Annotated in this window: 15 protein-coding genes; 11 read left to right on the forward strand and 4 right to left on the reverse strand. The window is 68.4% G+C overall.

Going from position 1 to position 14712, the window contains the following annotated elements:
* Positions 1 to 43 precede the first annotated feature (43 nt).
* The 9 genes from VER16_RS14280 (at position 44) to VER16_RS14320 (ending at position 9461) form a co-directional block, all read left to right on the forward strand.
* A complete protein-coding gene (locus tag VER16_RS14280; protein WP_324809234.1) occupies positions 44 to 763 on the forward strand; it encodes a tetratricopeptide repeat protein in 720 nt (239 codons plus the stop codon).
* 10 nt (positions 764 to 773) lie between these two features.
* On the forward strand, positions 774 to 1451 hold the full coding sequence (locus VER16_RS14285; protein ID WP_324809236.1) for a Fe2+-dependent dioxygenase: 678 nt from the start codon (positions 774 to 776) through the stop codon (positions 1449 to 1451).
* Positions 1452 to 1627: 176 nt separating this feature from the next.
* On the forward strand, positions 1628 to 2029 hold the full coding sequence (locus VER16_RS14290; RefSeq protein WP_324809237.1) for a hypothetical protein: 402 nt from the start codon (positions 1628 to 1630) through the stop codon (positions 2027 to 2029).
* Between the two features lie 158 nt (positions 2030 to 2187).
* Positions 2188 to 4605 (forward strand): TonB-dependent receptor domain-containing protein, encoded by a 2418-nt coding sequence (locus VER16_RS14295; protein WP_324809238.1) that lies wholly within the window; start codon positions 2188 to 2190, stop codon positions 4603 to 4605.
* A 162-nt stretch (positions 4606 to 4767) separates the two neighbouring features.
* Complete coding sequence (locus VER16_RS14300; protein ID WP_324809240.1) at positions 4768 to 5406, forward strand: PepSY-associated TM helix domain-containing protein; 639 nt, start codon at positions 4768 to 4770, stop codon at positions 5404 to 5406.
* A gap of 29 nt (positions 5407 to 5435) precedes the next feature.
* Positions 5436 to 5954, forward strand: coding sequence for a DUF2271 domain-containing protein (locus tag VER16_RS14305; RefSeq protein WP_324809242.1), 519 nt, complete (start codon positions 5436 to 5438; stop codon positions 5952 to 5954).
* Between the two features lie 77 nt (positions 5955 to 6031).
* Entirely contained in the window at positions 6032 to 6835 is an 804-nt protein-coding gene (locus VER16_RS14310) for a DUF4198 domain-containing protein (protein WP_324809244.1), read from the forward strand.
* Positions 6836 to 6888: 53 nt separating this feature from the next.
* Complete coding sequence (locus tag VER16_RS14315) at positions 6889 to 7860, forward strand: FAD:protein FMN transferase (RefSeq protein WP_324809246.1); 972 nt, start codon at positions 6889 to 6891, stop codon at positions 7858 to 7860.
* Positions 7857 to 9461, forward strand: coding sequence for a sulfite reductase subunit alpha (locus tag VER16_RS14320; RefSeq protein ID WP_324809248.1), 1605 nt, complete (start codon positions 7857 to 7859; stop codon positions 9459 to 9461). The genes VER16_RS14315 and VER16_RS14320 overlap by 4 nt, the downstream gene beginning before the upstream one ends.
* 53 nt (positions 9462 to 9514) lie before the next feature.
* Here the strand turns inward: VER16_RS14320 and VER16_RS14325 are convergent, their stop codons facing one another.
* The 4 genes from VER16_RS14325 to VER16_RS14340 form a co-directional block, all read right to left on the reverse strand.
* Positions 9515 to 10120 carry a HutD family protein gene (locus VER16_RS14325; protein WP_324809250.1) on the reverse strand — a complete coding sequence of 202 codons (606 nt, stop codon included), beginning with the start codon at positions 10118 to 10120 and terminating at the stop codon, positions 9515 to 9517.
* A 34-nt stretch (positions 10121 to 10154) separates the two neighbouring features.
* Complete coding sequence (locus VER16_RS14330) at positions 10155 to 10880, reverse strand: murein L,D-transpeptidase catalytic domain family protein (protein WP_414716053.1); 726 nt, start codon at positions 10878 to 10880, stop codon at positions 10155 to 10157.
* A 17-nt stretch (positions 10881 to 10897) separates the two neighbouring features.
* Positions 10898 to 11974 carry a L,D-transpeptidase gene (locus VER16_RS14335; protein ID WP_324809252.1) on the reverse strand — a complete coding sequence of 359 codons (1077 nt, stop codon included), beginning with the start codon at positions 11972 to 11974 and terminating at the stop codon, positions 10898 to 10900.
* A 355-nt stretch (positions 11975 to 12329) separates the two neighbouring features.
* Positions 12330 to 12725, reverse strand: a complete 396-nt coding sequence (locus VER16_RS14340) for a ComEA family DNA-binding protein (protein ID WP_324809254.1) — start codon at positions 12723 to 12725, stop codon at positions 12330 to 12332.
* Positions 12726 to 12858: 133 nt separating this feature from the next.
* Between VER16_RS14340 and VER16_RS14345 the strand changes: the two genes are divergently transcribed.
* Both VER16_RS14345 and VER16_RS14350 read left to right on the forward strand, forming a co-directional pair.
* The gene (locus tag VER16_RS14345; protein WP_313144943.1) at positions 12859 to 14352 is read left to right on the forward strand and encodes a M20 family metallopeptidase; all 1494 of its coding nucleotides are present in this window, start codon (positions 12859 to 12861) and stop codon (positions 14350 to 14352) included.
* 68 nt (positions 14353 to 14420) lie between these two features.
* Positions 14421 to 14690, forward strand: coding sequence for a GlsB/YeaQ/YmgE family stress response membrane protein (locus VER16_RS14350; RefSeq protein WP_079220926.1), 270 nt, complete (start codon positions 14421 to 14423; stop codon positions 14688 to 14690).
* Positions 14691 to 14712: the final 22 nt, after the last annotated feature.

A 14712-nucleotide genomic window follows, 5' to 3' on the forward strand; every position in this document is an offset into this window, starting at 1 on the left:
AGGTTCTCCTGCCGCCGTTTTTGTTTACGGTGATACTGCACGCATGGCGTCCCCCGCCCCCATCGACAGCGACACCCTGGCCGCGCTGCTACAGCACGACCCGGCAGCCGCGTTCGCCCACGTGCATGCGGCCGCACAGGCCGGCCAGGTGGAAGCCCAGCTGCTGCTTGCGCAGCTGCACATGGAAGGCCGCGGCACCACGCAGGACGCCGATGCGGCCCTGCTCTGGTATGAAACTGCGGCCAACAACGGCGCGCCGATGGCGATGAACATGCTTGGCCGCTGCCATGAACTGGGCCAGGGCACGGTGGCCGACCCGAGCCTGGCAGCCGTGTGGTACCGGCGCGCGGCCGACACCGGCCTGGACTGGGGCCTGTACAACCTGGCCAACCTGCTGGCCACCGGCCGCGGCGTCAGCCAGGACCGTGCACAAGCGCTGGCGCTGTACACCCGCGCGGCGTACCTGGGCCATGCCAAATCGATGAACCTGCTGGCGCGCCACCTGGAAGACGGCCTGGAGATCGAGCGCGACCCGCAGGCTGCGCTGGCCTGGTACCAGCGCGCGGCCGAGGCCGGCGATTTCCGCGGCCAGGCCAACTACGCCTCGATCCTGCTGCAGGCCGGCCAGGTCGACCAGGCCGTGCATTGGCTGCGAAAGGCGCTGGCCCACGGCAGCCCGGCGTTCATGGCGCATATCGTGCCGGAGCTGGCCGCTTCCCCGCATCCGCAGGTGCGCGCCCTGGTCGCGCCCTCGCCTCACTGAGGAACTCCGCATGCTGCTGCACCTCCCCGACATCCTCAGCGCCGAACAGGTCGCGCGCTTCCGCCAGCAGCTGGATGCCGCCGACTGGACCGACGGCCGCGAGACCGTTGGCCACCTCGGCGCGCAGGCCAAGCACAACCAGCAGCTGCCCGAGGCCTCGCCACTGCGCCGCGAACTGGGCGAGATCATCCTGGTCGCGCTGGCCCGCCACCCGCAGTTCTTCAGTGCCGCGCTGCCGCTGAAATACCTGCCGCCGCGCTTCAACCGCTACAGCGGCGGCGGCACCTATGGCTTCCACGTCGATGGCGCGGTGATGAACCTGGGCCAGGGCGAACAGCTGCGCTCGGACATCTCCTGCACCCTGTTCCTGTCCGCGCCGGAGGAGTACGACGGCGGCGAACTGGTGATCAGCGATACCTACGGCGAGCACGAAGTGAAGCTGCCGGCCGGCGATCTGATCGTGTACCCGTCCAGCAGCCTGCACCAGGTCAACCCGGTCACCCGTGGCGCGCGCGTGGCCTCGTTCTTCTGGGTGCAGAGCATGGTCCGCGACGATGCGCAGCGGCGCCTGCTGTGGGAAATGGACACTTCCATCGAACGCCTGCGGCAGACCGGCGGCGATGCCGGCGCGGTGCTGCAGCTGACCGGTGTGTACCACAACCTGCTGCGGCGCTGGAGCGAGGTCTGAGGGCGGCGGCGGGCCACAACGCAATTTTGACAATCGTTCTCATTTGCAACTGCTAACGGCTCTCATTACAATCACGCCCCGTTGACGCCGGATGGTCCGGCCTAGCCCAAGGGTAGCCCACTTTGCGTCGCCCGTTCCGCCCTCGCCCGCTTCGCCTCGTGCAGTTCGGTACCGCCATGCGCGGTCATCGCCCGGCGCTGGCCAGCCTGTTGTTGTGGGTGGCGATGCTGGCGTTGCTGCTGGGCACCCTGCCGCTGCTGCCGCACGGGCAGGCTGACGCCGCTGCGCAGGCCTGGCAGCAGCCGATGGAAGGCCGCGGGGGTGAAGTGCCGGTGGAAGAAGACGCGCCGGCCAAGCTGCGCCGCTGCGTCTGCACGCCGACCAAGACGGCTGACAAGGCGCCGCCACCGCCGCTGCTGCTGGCCAGCCAGTGGCTGCGCAGCGAACTGGATCTGCTTCCCCTCGCCCCGGCCAACGCCGGGGTGCGTCCGCATTGGCCGCTGGCCGCGCCGGACATGCCTTGGGCCGATGCGCCCGGGCGCCGCCAGCAACGCGGCCAAGCGCCACCGCTGGCCTGATCTCCGGCCCCGCGTGACCGCGCCTGCGGTCGCTCCTGCGCGCCGCTGCCTGCTCCATCCCCCGCTGCATCCCTGCTGCCCCTGACCGGGGCTACCCGTGCATGCCGCGCATTCCGCGCCCGGCATCGCATCACCCTGCATCTCTCGAGGTTACTGCCATGGCCCAGCGCCATCGTGTCCGTTCGTCCCTGTCCCGCCACCTGCTGACCAGCGCCGTGCTGGCCGCCTTCGCCAGCCCCGCCTTCGCAAACGGCGAGGCCGCCGCCCCGCAGACCCTGGACAAGGTGGTGGTCACCGCCGCCGGTTTCGAACAGAAGGTGGTCGATGCGCCGGCCAGCATCAGCGTGGTCAGCCGCGAGGAACTGGCCAAGCGCCCGTACACCAGCCTGGTCGATGCACTGCGCGATGTCGAAGGCATCGACGTCGGCCTGGAAGCCACCGACAAGAACGGCCGCGCGACCATTTCCATGCGTGGCCTGCCGTCCGAATACACCCTGGTGCTGATCGACGGCCGCCGCCAGAGCAACGTCGGCCAGCTGTACCCGAATAATTTCGGCGGCGGCCAGTTCTCCTACCTGCCGCCGCTGGACGCCATCGAGCGCATCGAAGTGGTGCGCGGCCCGATGTCCACCCTGTACGGCTCGGATGCGATGGGCGGCGTCATCAACATCATCACCCGCCGCAACCAGGACAGCTGGCACGGCTCGCTCAGCCAGGGCTTCACCGTGCAGCAGGACGACCAGTTCGGCGACGCGCGCACCACCGATGTCTACCTCAGCGGCCCGCTGCTGAAGGACCGCGTCAGCATGGCCGTGCGCGGCAGCTACTACGACGCCAAGGCCTCCAACCCCGAATGGGATGCGCTGACCCTGCCCGATGGCACGCTGTGGGAGCGCAGCGTCGGCTTCGGTGGCGGTGGCAAGTCGGTGGCCAACACCAACTGGAACACCGGCCTGCGCCTGGATTTCCGCATCAACGACGACCACGAGCTGTGGCTGGACTACGACGTCTCGCGGCAGAAGTACGACAACAGTGAAGGCCAGACCGGCACCCTGGACAGCCTGGCCAGCCTGTGGCGCGTCGGCAACGCGGTCATCCCCAACCCGAACGGCAGCGGCACGATCACCCGCCGCGTGGTGCAGCCGCGCGTGGGCTACACCGCCTACCAGCGCTACGAGCGCGACCAGCTGTCGCTGACCCACCAGGGTCGCTACAGCTTCGGCACGTGGCAGACCTCGCTGACCCACAGCAAGAGCAACAACCTCGGCCGCTCGCTGCCGCTCACCCTGGACGAGCGCGCCAACCTGCAGACCCTGTGGAACGATGTCTGCCAGCGCACCGGCGCCGCCAGCAACTGCGCGGCCGGCCGCGCCAACGCACTTGGTGCGCTCAACGCCGAAGAGATGGCGCGCCTGCAGGCCTTCCTGCCGCGTCCGCTGCGCACCATGGAACTGGAAGGCTACGTGCTGGACACGATGCTCGACCTGGACTTCGGCGCGCACAAGCTGACCGTCGGCGGCCAGTACAACGACACCGACATGATCGACGGCGTGTTCGGCATGGATGGCGCCGGCTACCGCAGCAACACCAAGCAGAAGCACCGCATGTGGGCGCTGTTCGCCGAGGACAACTGGTCGCTGACCGACACCCTGACTGCGACCTTCGGCCTGCGCTACGACGACCACAACGTGTTCGGCAGCCATGTCAGCCCGCGCGGCTACCTGGTGTGGAATGCCAGTGACGCCTGGACCCTCAAGGGTGGCGTCAGCACCGGCTACAAGACCCCGCGCCCGGACCAGCTGTTCCCCGGCATCAGCGGCTTCGGCGGCCAGGGCGTGCTGCCGCTGGTGGGCTCGCCCAACCTGAAGCCGGAAACCAGCACCAACTACGAGCTGGCCGCATATTACGAAGGCCAGCGCTGGGGCCTGAACGTCACCGGTTTCATCAACAAATTCGAGGACAAGATCGCCAGTGGCGGCACCTTCCCGAACTGCGAAGTGGCCCCGGCCGGCAGCGGCTACTGCGTGGACATCGGCCCGGGCTGGGCGGAACTGGGCTACAGCACCTTCACCCAGAGCGTGAACATCGACAAGGCCGAAACGCGTGGCGTGGAAATGGCCGCACACGTCGACCTGCTCGACAGCCTGCAGCTGCGCGGCAACTACACGTGGACCAAGAGCGAGCAGACCAGCGGCGCACAGAAGGGCCTGCCGATCGCCGGTACCACCCCGGCCAAGCACATGGCCAATGCCAGCCTCAACTGGCAGCTCAACGATGCCATCAGCCTGTCGCTGATCGGCGAAGGCCGCTACGACCGTTACCGCGACACGATCCTCGATGCCAACGGCGCCAGCCACAACCGCTACTACCAGGACTACACGATCTTCCACCTGGGCGGCAGCTGGGACGCCACCCCGTGGCTGACCTTCAATGCACGCATCAACAACCTGCTGGACAAGAACTTCGTCTCGCAGTCGTGCCTGCTGATCAGCCAGAGCGAGTTCAACTGCGTGGATGACTATGCGACCAAGGACCAGCGCCGCAGTTACTGGATCTCGTTGAACGCGAAGTTCTGACCGCGCTCGGGGTAGTGCCGGCCGCTGGCCGGCATTGCGGGTTTGCCGGCCAGCGGCCGGCACTACCCGGGCTCCTCCGCACGGGATACACAACGACATCTAATTGCGAGCCATTCTCATTAATGCTGTAATGGGTAGTCTTCACCCGCCCCGAAAAACGCCGTGAGCCGTCCTGCCTCTTCCGCCGTGCAGCAGCAACAAAGCCGTGGCTTCTGGCTGCGTACGCTGCACCAGTGGCATTGGATCAGCTCGGCGGTGTGCCTGATCGGCATGCTGCTGTTCGCGGCCACCGGCCTGACCCTGAACCACGCGGCTAAGATCGAAGCCACGCCGCAGGTGCAGAACCAGAAGCTGGAACTGCCGGCCGAGCTGCTGGGCGCGCTGGGTGACCGCGAAGACGGCAAAGCGCCCATTCCGCTGCCCGCCCGGCAATGGCTGGATGCGCAGCTGGACATCGGCATCGGCGGGCGCCCCGCCGAATGGTCGCCGGAAGAGATCTACCTGTCGCTGCCGCGCCCCGGCGGCGACGCCTGGCTGAGCATCGACCGCGAAAGCGGTGCGGTGGAATTCGAATCGACCTCGCGCGGCGTGGTGTCCTACCTCAACGACCTGCACAAGGGCCGCAATGCCGGCCCGGCGTGGGGCTGGTTCCTGGACCTGTTCGCGGTGGCCTGCCTGGTGTTCTGCATCACCGGCCTGTTCCTGCTGCACCTGCATGCGCGGCAGCGGCGCATGACCTGGCCGCTGGTCGGCCTGGGCCTGATGATCCCGCTGCTGATCGCCCTGTTGCTGATCCACTGACTTCCATCCGTTCCCTCCGGAGCCGCCCCATGCGCGTCACCCTCACCATCGCCCTCAGCGGCCTGCTGGCCACCTCGCCGGCCTATGCGGCCACCCTCGACATCAACGTCGAAGTGCCCAAGCTCAACGTCGCCGAATACCACCGCCCGTATGTGGCCGTGTGGCTGGAAGGCGCCGACCAGAAGGTCGCCGCCAACCTGTCGGTCTGGTACCAGCAGACCGGCAACAGCGAAGGCCATGGCAGCAAGTGGCTGCCCGACCTGCGCCAGTGGTGGCGCAAGAGCGGCCGCACCCTGCAGGTGCCGGTCGACGGCGTGACCGGCCCGACCCGCCCGGCCGGCAAGCACGCACTGTCCTTCAGCGACCAGCAGCCGGCACTGAAGCAGCTGGCCCCGGGCAGCTACACCCTGGTGGTGGAAGCGGTGCGCGAAGTCGGCGGCCGCGAACTGCTGAAGATCCCCTTCACCTGGCCGGCCACTGCCGCGCAGAACGGCAAGGCGCAGGGCGCCACCGAACTGGGCCAGGTCACCCTGGCCGTAAAACCCTGATTGCCTGACCCGGGGTCGGATCCCTTCCGCAGGAAGGGCTCTGACCCCACCCACCCAACGTCCCTGGAGTCTTCCGCATGAAGCGCACGCTCGTCCTAGCCGCCGCCCTGGCCGCTGCTCTTCCGTTTTCCGCCCTGGCCCACAAGGCCTGGCTGCTGCCCTCGCAGACCGTCATCGCCGGCAACGCGCCGTGGATCACCGTCGACGGCGCCGTCTCCAACGACCTGTTCTATTTCAACCACGTGCCGCTGCGCTTGGAATCGCTGGTCATCACCGCGCCGGACGGCAGCAACGTGCAGCCGCAGAACCCGGCCACCGGCAAATACCGCAGCGTGTTCGATCTGGAACTGAAGCAGCAGGGCACCTACCGCATCGCCTCGGTCAATGACGGCCTGTTCGCCACCTACGAACAGAACGGCGAGCGCAAGCGCTGGCGCGGCACCGCCGCGACCTTCGGCGAACTGCCCAAGGATGCGAAGAAGCTGGAAGTGAGCCAGTCGGTGGGTCGCGTGGAAACCTTCGTCACCAACGGCGCGCCGAACGACACCGCGCTGAAGCCAACCAACCGCGGCATCGAACTGGTGGCCGTGGGCCATCCGAACGATCTGTTCGCCGGCGAGGAAGCCACCTTCCGCGTGCTGGTGGATGGCAAGCCGACCGCCGGCCTGGAATTCGAGATCGTGCGTGGCGCCACCCGCTACCGCAACGCGCAGGACGAGCTGAAGCTGACCAGCGACGCCAAGGGCGAGATCAAGGTGACCTGGCCGGAAGCCGGCATGTACTGGCTGGAAACCGGCACCGAAGACAACAAGACCTCGGTGAAGCAGGCCGCCAAGCGCCGCCTGAGCTACGTCGCCACCCTGGAAGTGCTGCCGCAATGACGTGGACCGCGGTGCCGGGCCCCCATCCCGGCATCGCGCCTGCAACGCCCGCCATGACCGATTCCCTGCTCGACATCGCCCGCCTCGGCGGCACCACCATGGGCACCACCTGGAGTGTGTCGCTGGTGGTCCCCCGCCAGCGCGACCTGCACCCGCTGCATGCCGGCATCCAGGCGCGCCTGGATGAGGTGGTCGCGCAGATGAGCACCTGGGAAGCTGGCTCGGACCTTGGCCGCTACAACCGCGCCGACGCCGGCCAGTGGTGCGCGCTGCCGGCCGAAACCCGCCATGTGCTGGCCGCCGCGCAGGCCATTGCCGCCGCCAGCGAGGGCGCGTTCGATCCGACGCTGGGCCCGCTGGTCGCGCTCTGGGGTTTCGGTGCACAGGCCGGCCCTCGCCGCGTGCCCGACGCCGCCACCCTGCAGGCCACCCGTGCCCGCTGCGGCTGGCAGCAGCTGCAGTGGCGCGATGACGCGCTGCTGCAACCCGGTGGCCTGGAACTGGATCTCTCTGCGATTGCCAAGGGCTTCGGTGTCGACCACGTTGCCGCCTGGCTGCGCGCGCAGGGCATCACCGCTGCGCTCATCGAAGTGGGCGGCGAACTGGCCGGCTACGGCCGCAAACCCGATGGGCAACCGTGGCGCGTGCTGGTGGAATCGGCGCCGGAAGAAGACGCGCACACCGACACGCCGCCGCGCGTGCTGGCACTGGACGGCAAGGCCGTGGCCACCTCCGGCGACCGCTGGCACCAGTACCAGGCCGATGGCCAGGCCTACAGCCACAGTCTGGACCCGCGCAGCGGCATGCCGGTGCGCCAGGTCGCCGCCGCCGTGACCGTGGTGGCCGACGATGCGATGCACGCCGATGCCTGGGCCACCGCATTGACCGTCCTCGGCCGCGAACAGGGCCTGGCCCTGGCCGAGCGCGAAGGCCTGGCCGCACGCTATCTGGAACGGGCCATCGACGGCCCGCGCGAACATCTCAGCAGCGCCTTCCAGCGCCTGCTCGACGAGCAGGCCGCATGAGCGGTCGACCGTCGCGCGCCATGCTCGGCAACCTGATCGTGATGGTGCTGCTGGCCGTGGCCGGCTACGCACTGCTGCGCCTGCACCTGGGCGAAACCTGGTGGCAGGGCGCACCGCCTGCGCGGCATTGGCAGGGCGCGCTGCTGGCCACGGCGCTGTATGCGCTGGCCTGCACCGCACTGTGGTGGCGCGGCCGCCCGCGCGATGACGCCGCCAGCGGTGATGTCGCCCCCCTGCTGCTGGTATGGTCCAGCCAGACCGGCTTTGCCCGCGAACTGGCCGAACGCAGCGCCGAGGCCCTGCGCGCCGCCGGCCTGCCGGTGCGCGTGCGCGGCCTGCACGAAGTCGACGCTGCACTGATGGCGCAGAGCCAGCGTGCACTGTTCATCGCCAGCACCACCGGCGAAGGCGATGCCCCCGACCACGCCCTGCCCTTCCTGCGCCGGGTGATGAGTACTGCGCCCACGCTGGGCCACCTGCAGTTCGGGGTGCTCGCACTGGGTGACCGCAGCTACGGCCACTTCTGCGCGTTCGGCCACCAGCTCGATGACTGGCTGCGCCAGCACGGCGCGCACCCGATGTTCGATGCGATCGACGTCGACAACGCCGATCCGGCCGCGCTGCGCCACTGGCAGCAGCTGCTGGGGCAGATCGGCGGCGGCGCCAGCGAACTGCCCGACTGGAGCCCGGCCGACTACCAGCCGTGGCCGCTGCTGCAGCGCGAACACCTCAACCCCGGCAGCCTCGGCGGGCCGGTGTACTGGCTGCGCCTGCAGCCACCGGCCGACAGCGATGCGCGGTGGCAGGCCGGCGATATCGCCGAAGTCGGCCCGCAGCATGCCGAGGACAGCACGCGCGCCTGGCTGGTCGAACGCCACTTCAATCCGGAACTGCCCCTGGACGATGGCAGCACCCTGCTGGATCGCGTCGTGCGCTCGCACCTGCCCAGCCTGGTGGCACCGGGCGACCTGCCCGGGCTGCTGGCTGCACTGCAGCCGCTGCCGCACCGCGAATACTCGATTGCCTCGGTGATGGCCGATGGCGCACTGGAACTGCTGCTGCGCCGCCAGCTGCGCGCCGACGGCACGCCGGGCATCGGCAGTGGCTGGCTGTGCGACCACGCCGCGCTGCAGCAGCCCGTGCAGCTGCGCCTGCGCCGCAACCAGAATTTCCACGGCGTGGCGGCCGAGGTGCCGCTGCTGCTGATCGGCAACGGCACCGGCATCGCCGGCCTGCGCGCGCACCTGCACGAACGTGCCCACCATGGCGCGCGCCGCACCTGGCTGCTGTTCGGCGAACGCTCGGCCGCACACGATTTCCATTTCGGCAACGAACTGCAGGCGATGCTGGCCGACGGCACGCTGGCCCGGCTGGATGCGGTGTTCAGTCGCGATGGCGGCGCGCACCGTTACGTGCAGGACCGACTGCTGGCCGAGGCCGCGACGCTGCGGCAATGGGTGGAGGAAGGCGCCACGATCCTGGTCTGTGGCAGCCTGCAGGGCATGGCCCCCGCGGTGGACGCAGTGATCGAACAGGTGCTCGGTGCCGACGGCAAGGAAGCGCTGCTGCTGGCCGGTCGTTACCGGCGCGACGTCTACTAGTAGATCCACGCCATGCGTGGATGACACCCCATCACGCCGGGCATGGCCCGGCGCTAGCCGGCGGTCGTTACCCGTATCGCCAACAACTCGCCGCCGCCCTGCAACGCATGCCGCCGCCTTTCACCGGCACCCAACCACGCGGCATCCCCGGCCTGCATCGGCGGCAACCCACTGTCCGCACCGAATTCCGCATGCCCGGCCAGCAGGTACAACGCCCAGGCCACGCCCGGTTCGCAGAAGAAGAACATCGAACCTACCAACGGCCGATGCAGCAGCTCCGCCTGCAACCGCCCGCGCTTCCACATCAGGTTGAAATCGTGGGTGGTGCCATCGACCAGCTCGCCGTCCAGCGCTTCTTCACCGGCAAAGCGCACGCGACCGTGTGGCGGCAGCACCTCGGCCACGCGACCATCGGCGAAACGCAGGCGCACACCATTGCCCTGCAGCAGCACCAGCTCGCGCTCCACGCCGGGGAACGCGGAAAACGCAGCGTCCTGTTCGATCTCGGCCACCGACAGGCGCAACGCCCAGTCATCGCCCTGCGCGGGCAGGCGCAGGATCTCGCGGGTCCAGCCCAAGCCATTGCGCCAGCGTTCGCGGCGGTAGTCCAGGCTGGAAATCACCTGGCTCGGGGTGCGCAGCAGAGAATCCATGTCCATGCGCGCATTGCATCATGCCGCGCGCGATCGCGCATCACCGGGTAGCGACGCCGCCTGCTTCACCACACTGCGGCGACAGCAGCTGCGAGTGCTGCAGCCATTGCGGGTCGGGATAGTAGGCAAACACCAGGGTGCCGCCGCGCAGCGAATCGATCAGCGGCCGCGACACCGACAGGCGCACGGCCGGGCAGCCGAGGCTGCGGCCGAGCCGACCCTGCAGCCGGGCCATGGTCGGGTTCACGTAGGGCGCGCCGTGGATGACGATGGCCCGGTCGCGCGCCTTGTCGTTGAAGCCTGGCTCCAACCCATCCAGGCGCAGCGAATAACCGTTGCCGCCCATGTAGGTTTCCTGCGCGGTGAACGCACCGATGCTGGACATGAAGCTGCCATCACGGTTGGAGAAGTGTTCGGTGCGGTTGCCGCCACTGTTGCGGCCGTGCGCCACCCATTCCTCGAACAGCAGCCGCTGCCGCGCCAGGTCGAACACCCACAGGCGCTGCTCGGTGGACGGCCGCGAATAATCGATCACGCCCAGCCGCTCGGCCTTGATGCCCAGTTCCGGCCGCTGCAGCGCGCAGCGGAGTGCCGTAGCCGCCAGCTTCAGTACGTGGCGGTCGGCGTTGGGCGCCGTGCGCGCCAGCAGCGCGGTCAGGTCGTCGGTGCTTGCAGTGGCCGGCGGTGCCGCCGCCATCGCGCCACCCGCGGCAAGAAACGCGAGCAGACCGCAGGCGACCCGCCAGCGCGTGCGTGAAGCAATCATGGGCACACGGTATTCACTCAGGACTTCTTCGAGGTGGGCGTGGCCGGCTCGGATTCCAAGACCGGCTGCAACCCCGATTCAGCCGCGCTTGGGCGCACCGCCGGCAGCGAGGTGACCAGCAGGGTCGTGCCCGGCACCAGCACCTGGTACAGCTGGCGGGCGAAATCGGCCGGCAGCGCCATCGGCAGCGACGGCGTGGCCAGCAGGTCCGGGGTGGCCTGCGCACGGTCCTGGCCCAGCAGCGGGTAGGCGGTCCACTGGTGCAGGCGCTGCTGGGTGTCCAGCGGGCTCGGCGTTGCGCTGAAGCCCTGGCCCATCACGAACAGGGTCGTGCCCTGGAATGCCGGCAGTGCATCGGCACGCAGCGGCGATTCGCCGATCATCACGCCGTCGCGCAGCACGTACAGGCGCTGGTCGTGCAGGCTGACCAGAATGCCGACCTGGCCGCTCGGTGCGGCCGCATCATCCCACCAGGCCTTGCCCGGGCTCGCACCTTCGGTTTCCGGCAGGGCCTGGCCACGCGCATTCACCGGGGCCAGCACCGCCGGATAGGCCAGGGTCATCGGTGCGCTCTTGGCATCGGCCACCACCACCGTGTCGCCGCGCTGGGTTTCGCTGAACAGCTTCTGCGCGAAGGCCTGCGGCAGGCGCACGCAGCCGTGCGAGGCCGGGTGCCCGGGCAGGCTGCCGCCGTGCAGGGCGATGCCGTCCCAGGTCAGCCGCTGCATGTAGGGCATCGGCGCGCTGTTGTAGAGGTTGGATTTGTGGTCCTTGTCTTTCTGCAGGATGGTGAACACCCCGGTCGGCGTTTCATGCCCGGTCTTGCCCGAGCTGATCGTGCTCAGGCCGATGGCGATACCGTTGCGGTACACGTAGGCGCGCTGCTCATCCAGGCTGACCACCAGCACAATCGGCCCGGCCGGCGACACTTCCGGGTGCCACAGGTATTCACCGGGCTTGAGATCGGTCGGGCCACGCACCTCGGCGGTGGCAGTGGTGCTCTTGGCAGCCGGCGTCGCCGCCTGCGCTATCAGGGGCAGGGCCAGGGCAAGTGCGAGCATCAGGGGCAGACGGGGCAGACGGGGCAGGCGCATCCAGCAGGTTCCAATCCGTGGGGGAACCCTCAACCTACACCATTGGCGGTGCATGCCTCGACCACACCGTGCCCCTGCCAGAAAGAGAAATGCCCGGCGACACAGCCATGTGTCGTACCGGGCACTCGTTACATCCTTGTCGGTCTGCTGCCGCCCCCTCGCATCCTGCGCTGTGAGGGCGGCGTTGCATCCTGCACGCGACCGCGTTCGTCCTGTTTGTATCTCAGCCCCTTCCACAGGTCTGTGATGCCACCATCCTGGTGATTGGTGCCGCATCCCTGCGACGGTCGGTGGTCACGGCCTTCCTGTCCGTGTCCGGTGAACCAGCCTCCTGCCGGTCCCGACGATCCTGCTGTCAACGCCTGGGTACGGAGCGCACCGGTACCGATCCGGGTACCGGATCCGCTGGCAACATCCCGCTGCCGACGGTGATCCGCTGTCGATTCCGTTCGACGATGGCTTTCCCTATCCCTTTCACCTGCGTCAGGTCCTCGACGCGGTGAAACGGGCCGTGTCTGCGCCGGTGCTCGACGATTGCCGCTGCCTTGACGGCCCCGACCATCGTCAATCCCTGCTGCAGCGCCTGGGCATCAGCCCGGTTGATGTTGATCGGCTCGGCGGCTTGCGCCCCCACCATCCACATCCCCAGCACCAACGCCCTGAACACGACTGACCAAGGCACGACGTGTATCTCCTTGTGGTTCTGGCCGCCCCGACCGGCAATCCCGTCGGTCGAAACAGTATCCGTCACCACATGTGCACAGCCTATCGGTTTCACCGATTTCTAAAAGCCAGCCAAATACCCGACGTGCTGTAGGAAAAACCCTACCCCCGGCACAGGCGTAGAATGGCGGCATCACATGCCCATGCAACCGGAGTTTCAGATGGACAGCGCCAAGCTCGGCCAATTCGTCAATGACAAGTGGGACAGCGAGATCGTCCCGCAGTTGGTCGACTACATCCGCATCCCCAACAAGTCGCCGATGTTCGACGCCAACTGGGTGCAGAACGGCTACATGGAACAGGCGGTCACCCTGATGGAAAACTGGGCCAAGGCCCAGCAGCTGCCCGGCCTGAAGGTCGAGGTGGTGCGCCTGGAAGGCCGCACCCCGCTGATTTTCCTGGAAATTCCCGCCACCGGCGCCGAGACCGGCGACGACACCATCCTGCTCTACGGCCACTTGGACAAGCAGCCGGAAATGACCGGCTGGGATGACGACCTCGGCCCGTGGACCCCGGTCCTGCGCGGCGACAAGCTGTATGGCCGCGGCGGCGCCGACGACGGTTACGCCATCTTCGGCTCGCTGGCGGCGGTGCTGGCCCTGCAGGCCCAGGGCCTGCCGCACGCCCGCTGCGTGGTCCTCATCGAAGCCTGTGAAGAGTCCGGCAGCTACGACCTGCCGGCCTACGTCGACCACCTGGCCGACCGCATCGGCAAGCCGTCGCTGGTGGTCTGCCTGGATTCGGGCTGCGCCAACTACGACCAGCTGTGGTGCACCACCTCGCTGCGCGGCCTGACCGGCGGCAACTTCACCGTCAAGGTGCTCAACGAAGGCGTGCATTCCGGCGATGCCTCCGGCGTGATCCCGTCCAGCTTCCGCCTGCTGCGCCAGATCCTGTCGCGCATCGAGGACCAGGACACCGGCCGCATCCTGATCGACGGCATGAATGTGGAGATCCCGGCCGAGCGCCAGGCCCAGGCCAAGCGTGCCGCCGAAGTGGTCGATACCGAGATCTTCGAGAAGTTCCCGATGGTCGACGGCCTGCGCCCGATGAACGAAGACCTGGCCGAGCTGGTGCTCAACCGCACCTGGCGCCCGGCGCTGTCGGTCACCGGCGTGGGCGGCATGCCGCCGCTGGAATCGGCCGGCAACGTGCTGCGCCCGCAGACCTCGGTGAAGCTGTCGCTGCGCCTGCCGCCGACCGCCGACGGCAAGACCTGCGGCGAGCTGCTGAAGGAAGCGCTGCTGCGCGATCCGCCGAACGGCGCACAGGTCACCCTGGACCTGGAAAAGGCCTCCACCGGGTGGAACGCCCCGGCCATGGCGCCGTGGCTGACCCAGGCCATCGACGACGCCAGCCAGGCCTTCTTCGGCAAGCCGGCGATGTACATGGGCGAAGGCGGCTCGATCCCGTTCATGGGCATGCTGGGTGAGAAGTTCCCGGGCGCCCAGTTCATGATCACCGGCGTGCTCGGACCGCATTCCAATGCACACGGCCCGAACGAATTCCTGCACATCCCGATGGGCAAGAAGGTCACCGCCTGCGTGTCCAAGGTGATCAGCGAACACTACGCCGCCAGCCTGCGTGGCGAGACCAGCGGTTCGCCGGTCGCGGCCGACAGCGGCACCCGTCATGGCGACCACGGCTGCTGCTGATCGCGCACCCGTGACGGACGCAGCCTGGCCTTGCTAGGCTGCGTCCACCCCAAGCGGAACGCATGCACATGAATGGTCTGTTCGGCAGCAGCAGCTGGCTGTACATCCTGCTGGTCGGTTTCTTCGTCGGCCTGCTCGGGCGTTTCTTCATGCCCGGCAACAACCGCATGGGCTGCCTGCTGACCATCGTGCTCGGCATCGTCGGCGCCCTGGTGGCCGGCTGGTTCGGCCAGTACATGGGCTGGTATTCGCCCGGCGAGCCGGCCGGTTTCCTCGGCGCAGTGGTCGGCGCGGTGGCCGTGCTGGCGCTGATGCGGCTGTTCACCCCACGCCGCTGACATCCCTTTCCTCTCTTTCCCC

This window comes from Stenotrophomonas sp., assembly GCF_035634915.1.
In the GTDB taxonomy this organism is placed as follows: Bacteria; Pseudomonadota; Gammaproteobacteria; order Xanthomonadales; family Xanthomonadaceae; genus Stenotrophomonas.

What these genes read in the sequence shown, in the direction of transcription:
- VER16_RS14280 (WP_324809234.1), top strand. Translation starts at nt 44, where the DNA reads ATGGCGTCCCCCGCCCCCATCGACAGCGACACCCTGGCCGCGCTGCTA.
- VER16_RS14285 (WP_324809236.1), top strand. Translation starts at nt 774, where the DNA reads ATGCTGCTGCACCTCCCCGACATCCTCAGCGCCGAACAGGTCGCGCGC.
- VER16_RS14290 (WP_324809237.1), top strand. Translation starts at nt 1,628, where the DNA reads ATGCGCGGTCATCGCCCGGCGCTGGCCAGCCTGTTGTTGTGGGTGGCG.
- VER16_RS14295 (WP_324809238.1), top strand. Translation starts at nt 2,188, where the DNA reads ATGGCCCAGCGCCATCGTGTCCGTTCGTCCCTGTCCCGCCACCTGCTG.
- VER16_RS14305 (WP_324809242.1), top strand. Translation starts at nt 5,436, where the DNA reads ATGCGCGTCACCCTCACCATCGCCCTCAGCGGCCTGCTGGCCACCTCG.
- VER16_RS14310 (WP_324809244.1), top strand. Translation starts at nt 6,032, where the DNA reads ATGAAGCGCACGCTCGTCCTAGCCGCCGCCCTGGCCGCTGCTCTTCCG.
- VER16_RS14315 (WP_324809246.1), top strand. Translation starts at nt 6,889, where the DNA reads ATGACCGATTCCCTGCTCGACATCGCCCGCCTCGGCGGCACCACCATG.
- VER16_RS14320 (WP_324809248.1), top strand. Translation starts at nt 7,857, where the DNA reads ATGAGCGGTCGACCGTCGCGCGCCATGCTCGGCAACCTGATCGTGATG.
- VER16_RS14325 (WP_324809250.1), bottom strand. Translation starts at nt 10,120, where the DNA reads ATGGACATGGATTCTCTGCTGCGCACCCCGAGCCAGGTGATTTCCAGC.
- VER16_RS14330 (WP_414716053.1), bottom strand. Translation starts at nt 10,880, where the DNA reads ATGATTGCTTCACGCACGCGCTGGCGGGTCGCCTGCGGTCTGCTCGCG.
- VER16_RS14335 (WP_324809252.1), bottom strand. Translation starts at nt 11,974, where the DNA reads ATGCGCCTGCCCCGTCTGCCCCGTCTGCCCCTGATGCTCGCACTTGCC.
- VER16_RS14345 (WP_313144943.1), top strand. Translation starts at nt 12,859, where the DNA reads ATGGACAGCGCCAAGCTCGGCCAATTCGTCAATGACAAGTGGGACAGC.
- VER16_RS14350 (WP_079220926.1), top strand. Translation starts at nt 14,421, where the DNA reads ATGAATGGTCTGTTCGGCAGCAGCAGCTGGCTGTACATCCTGCTGGTC.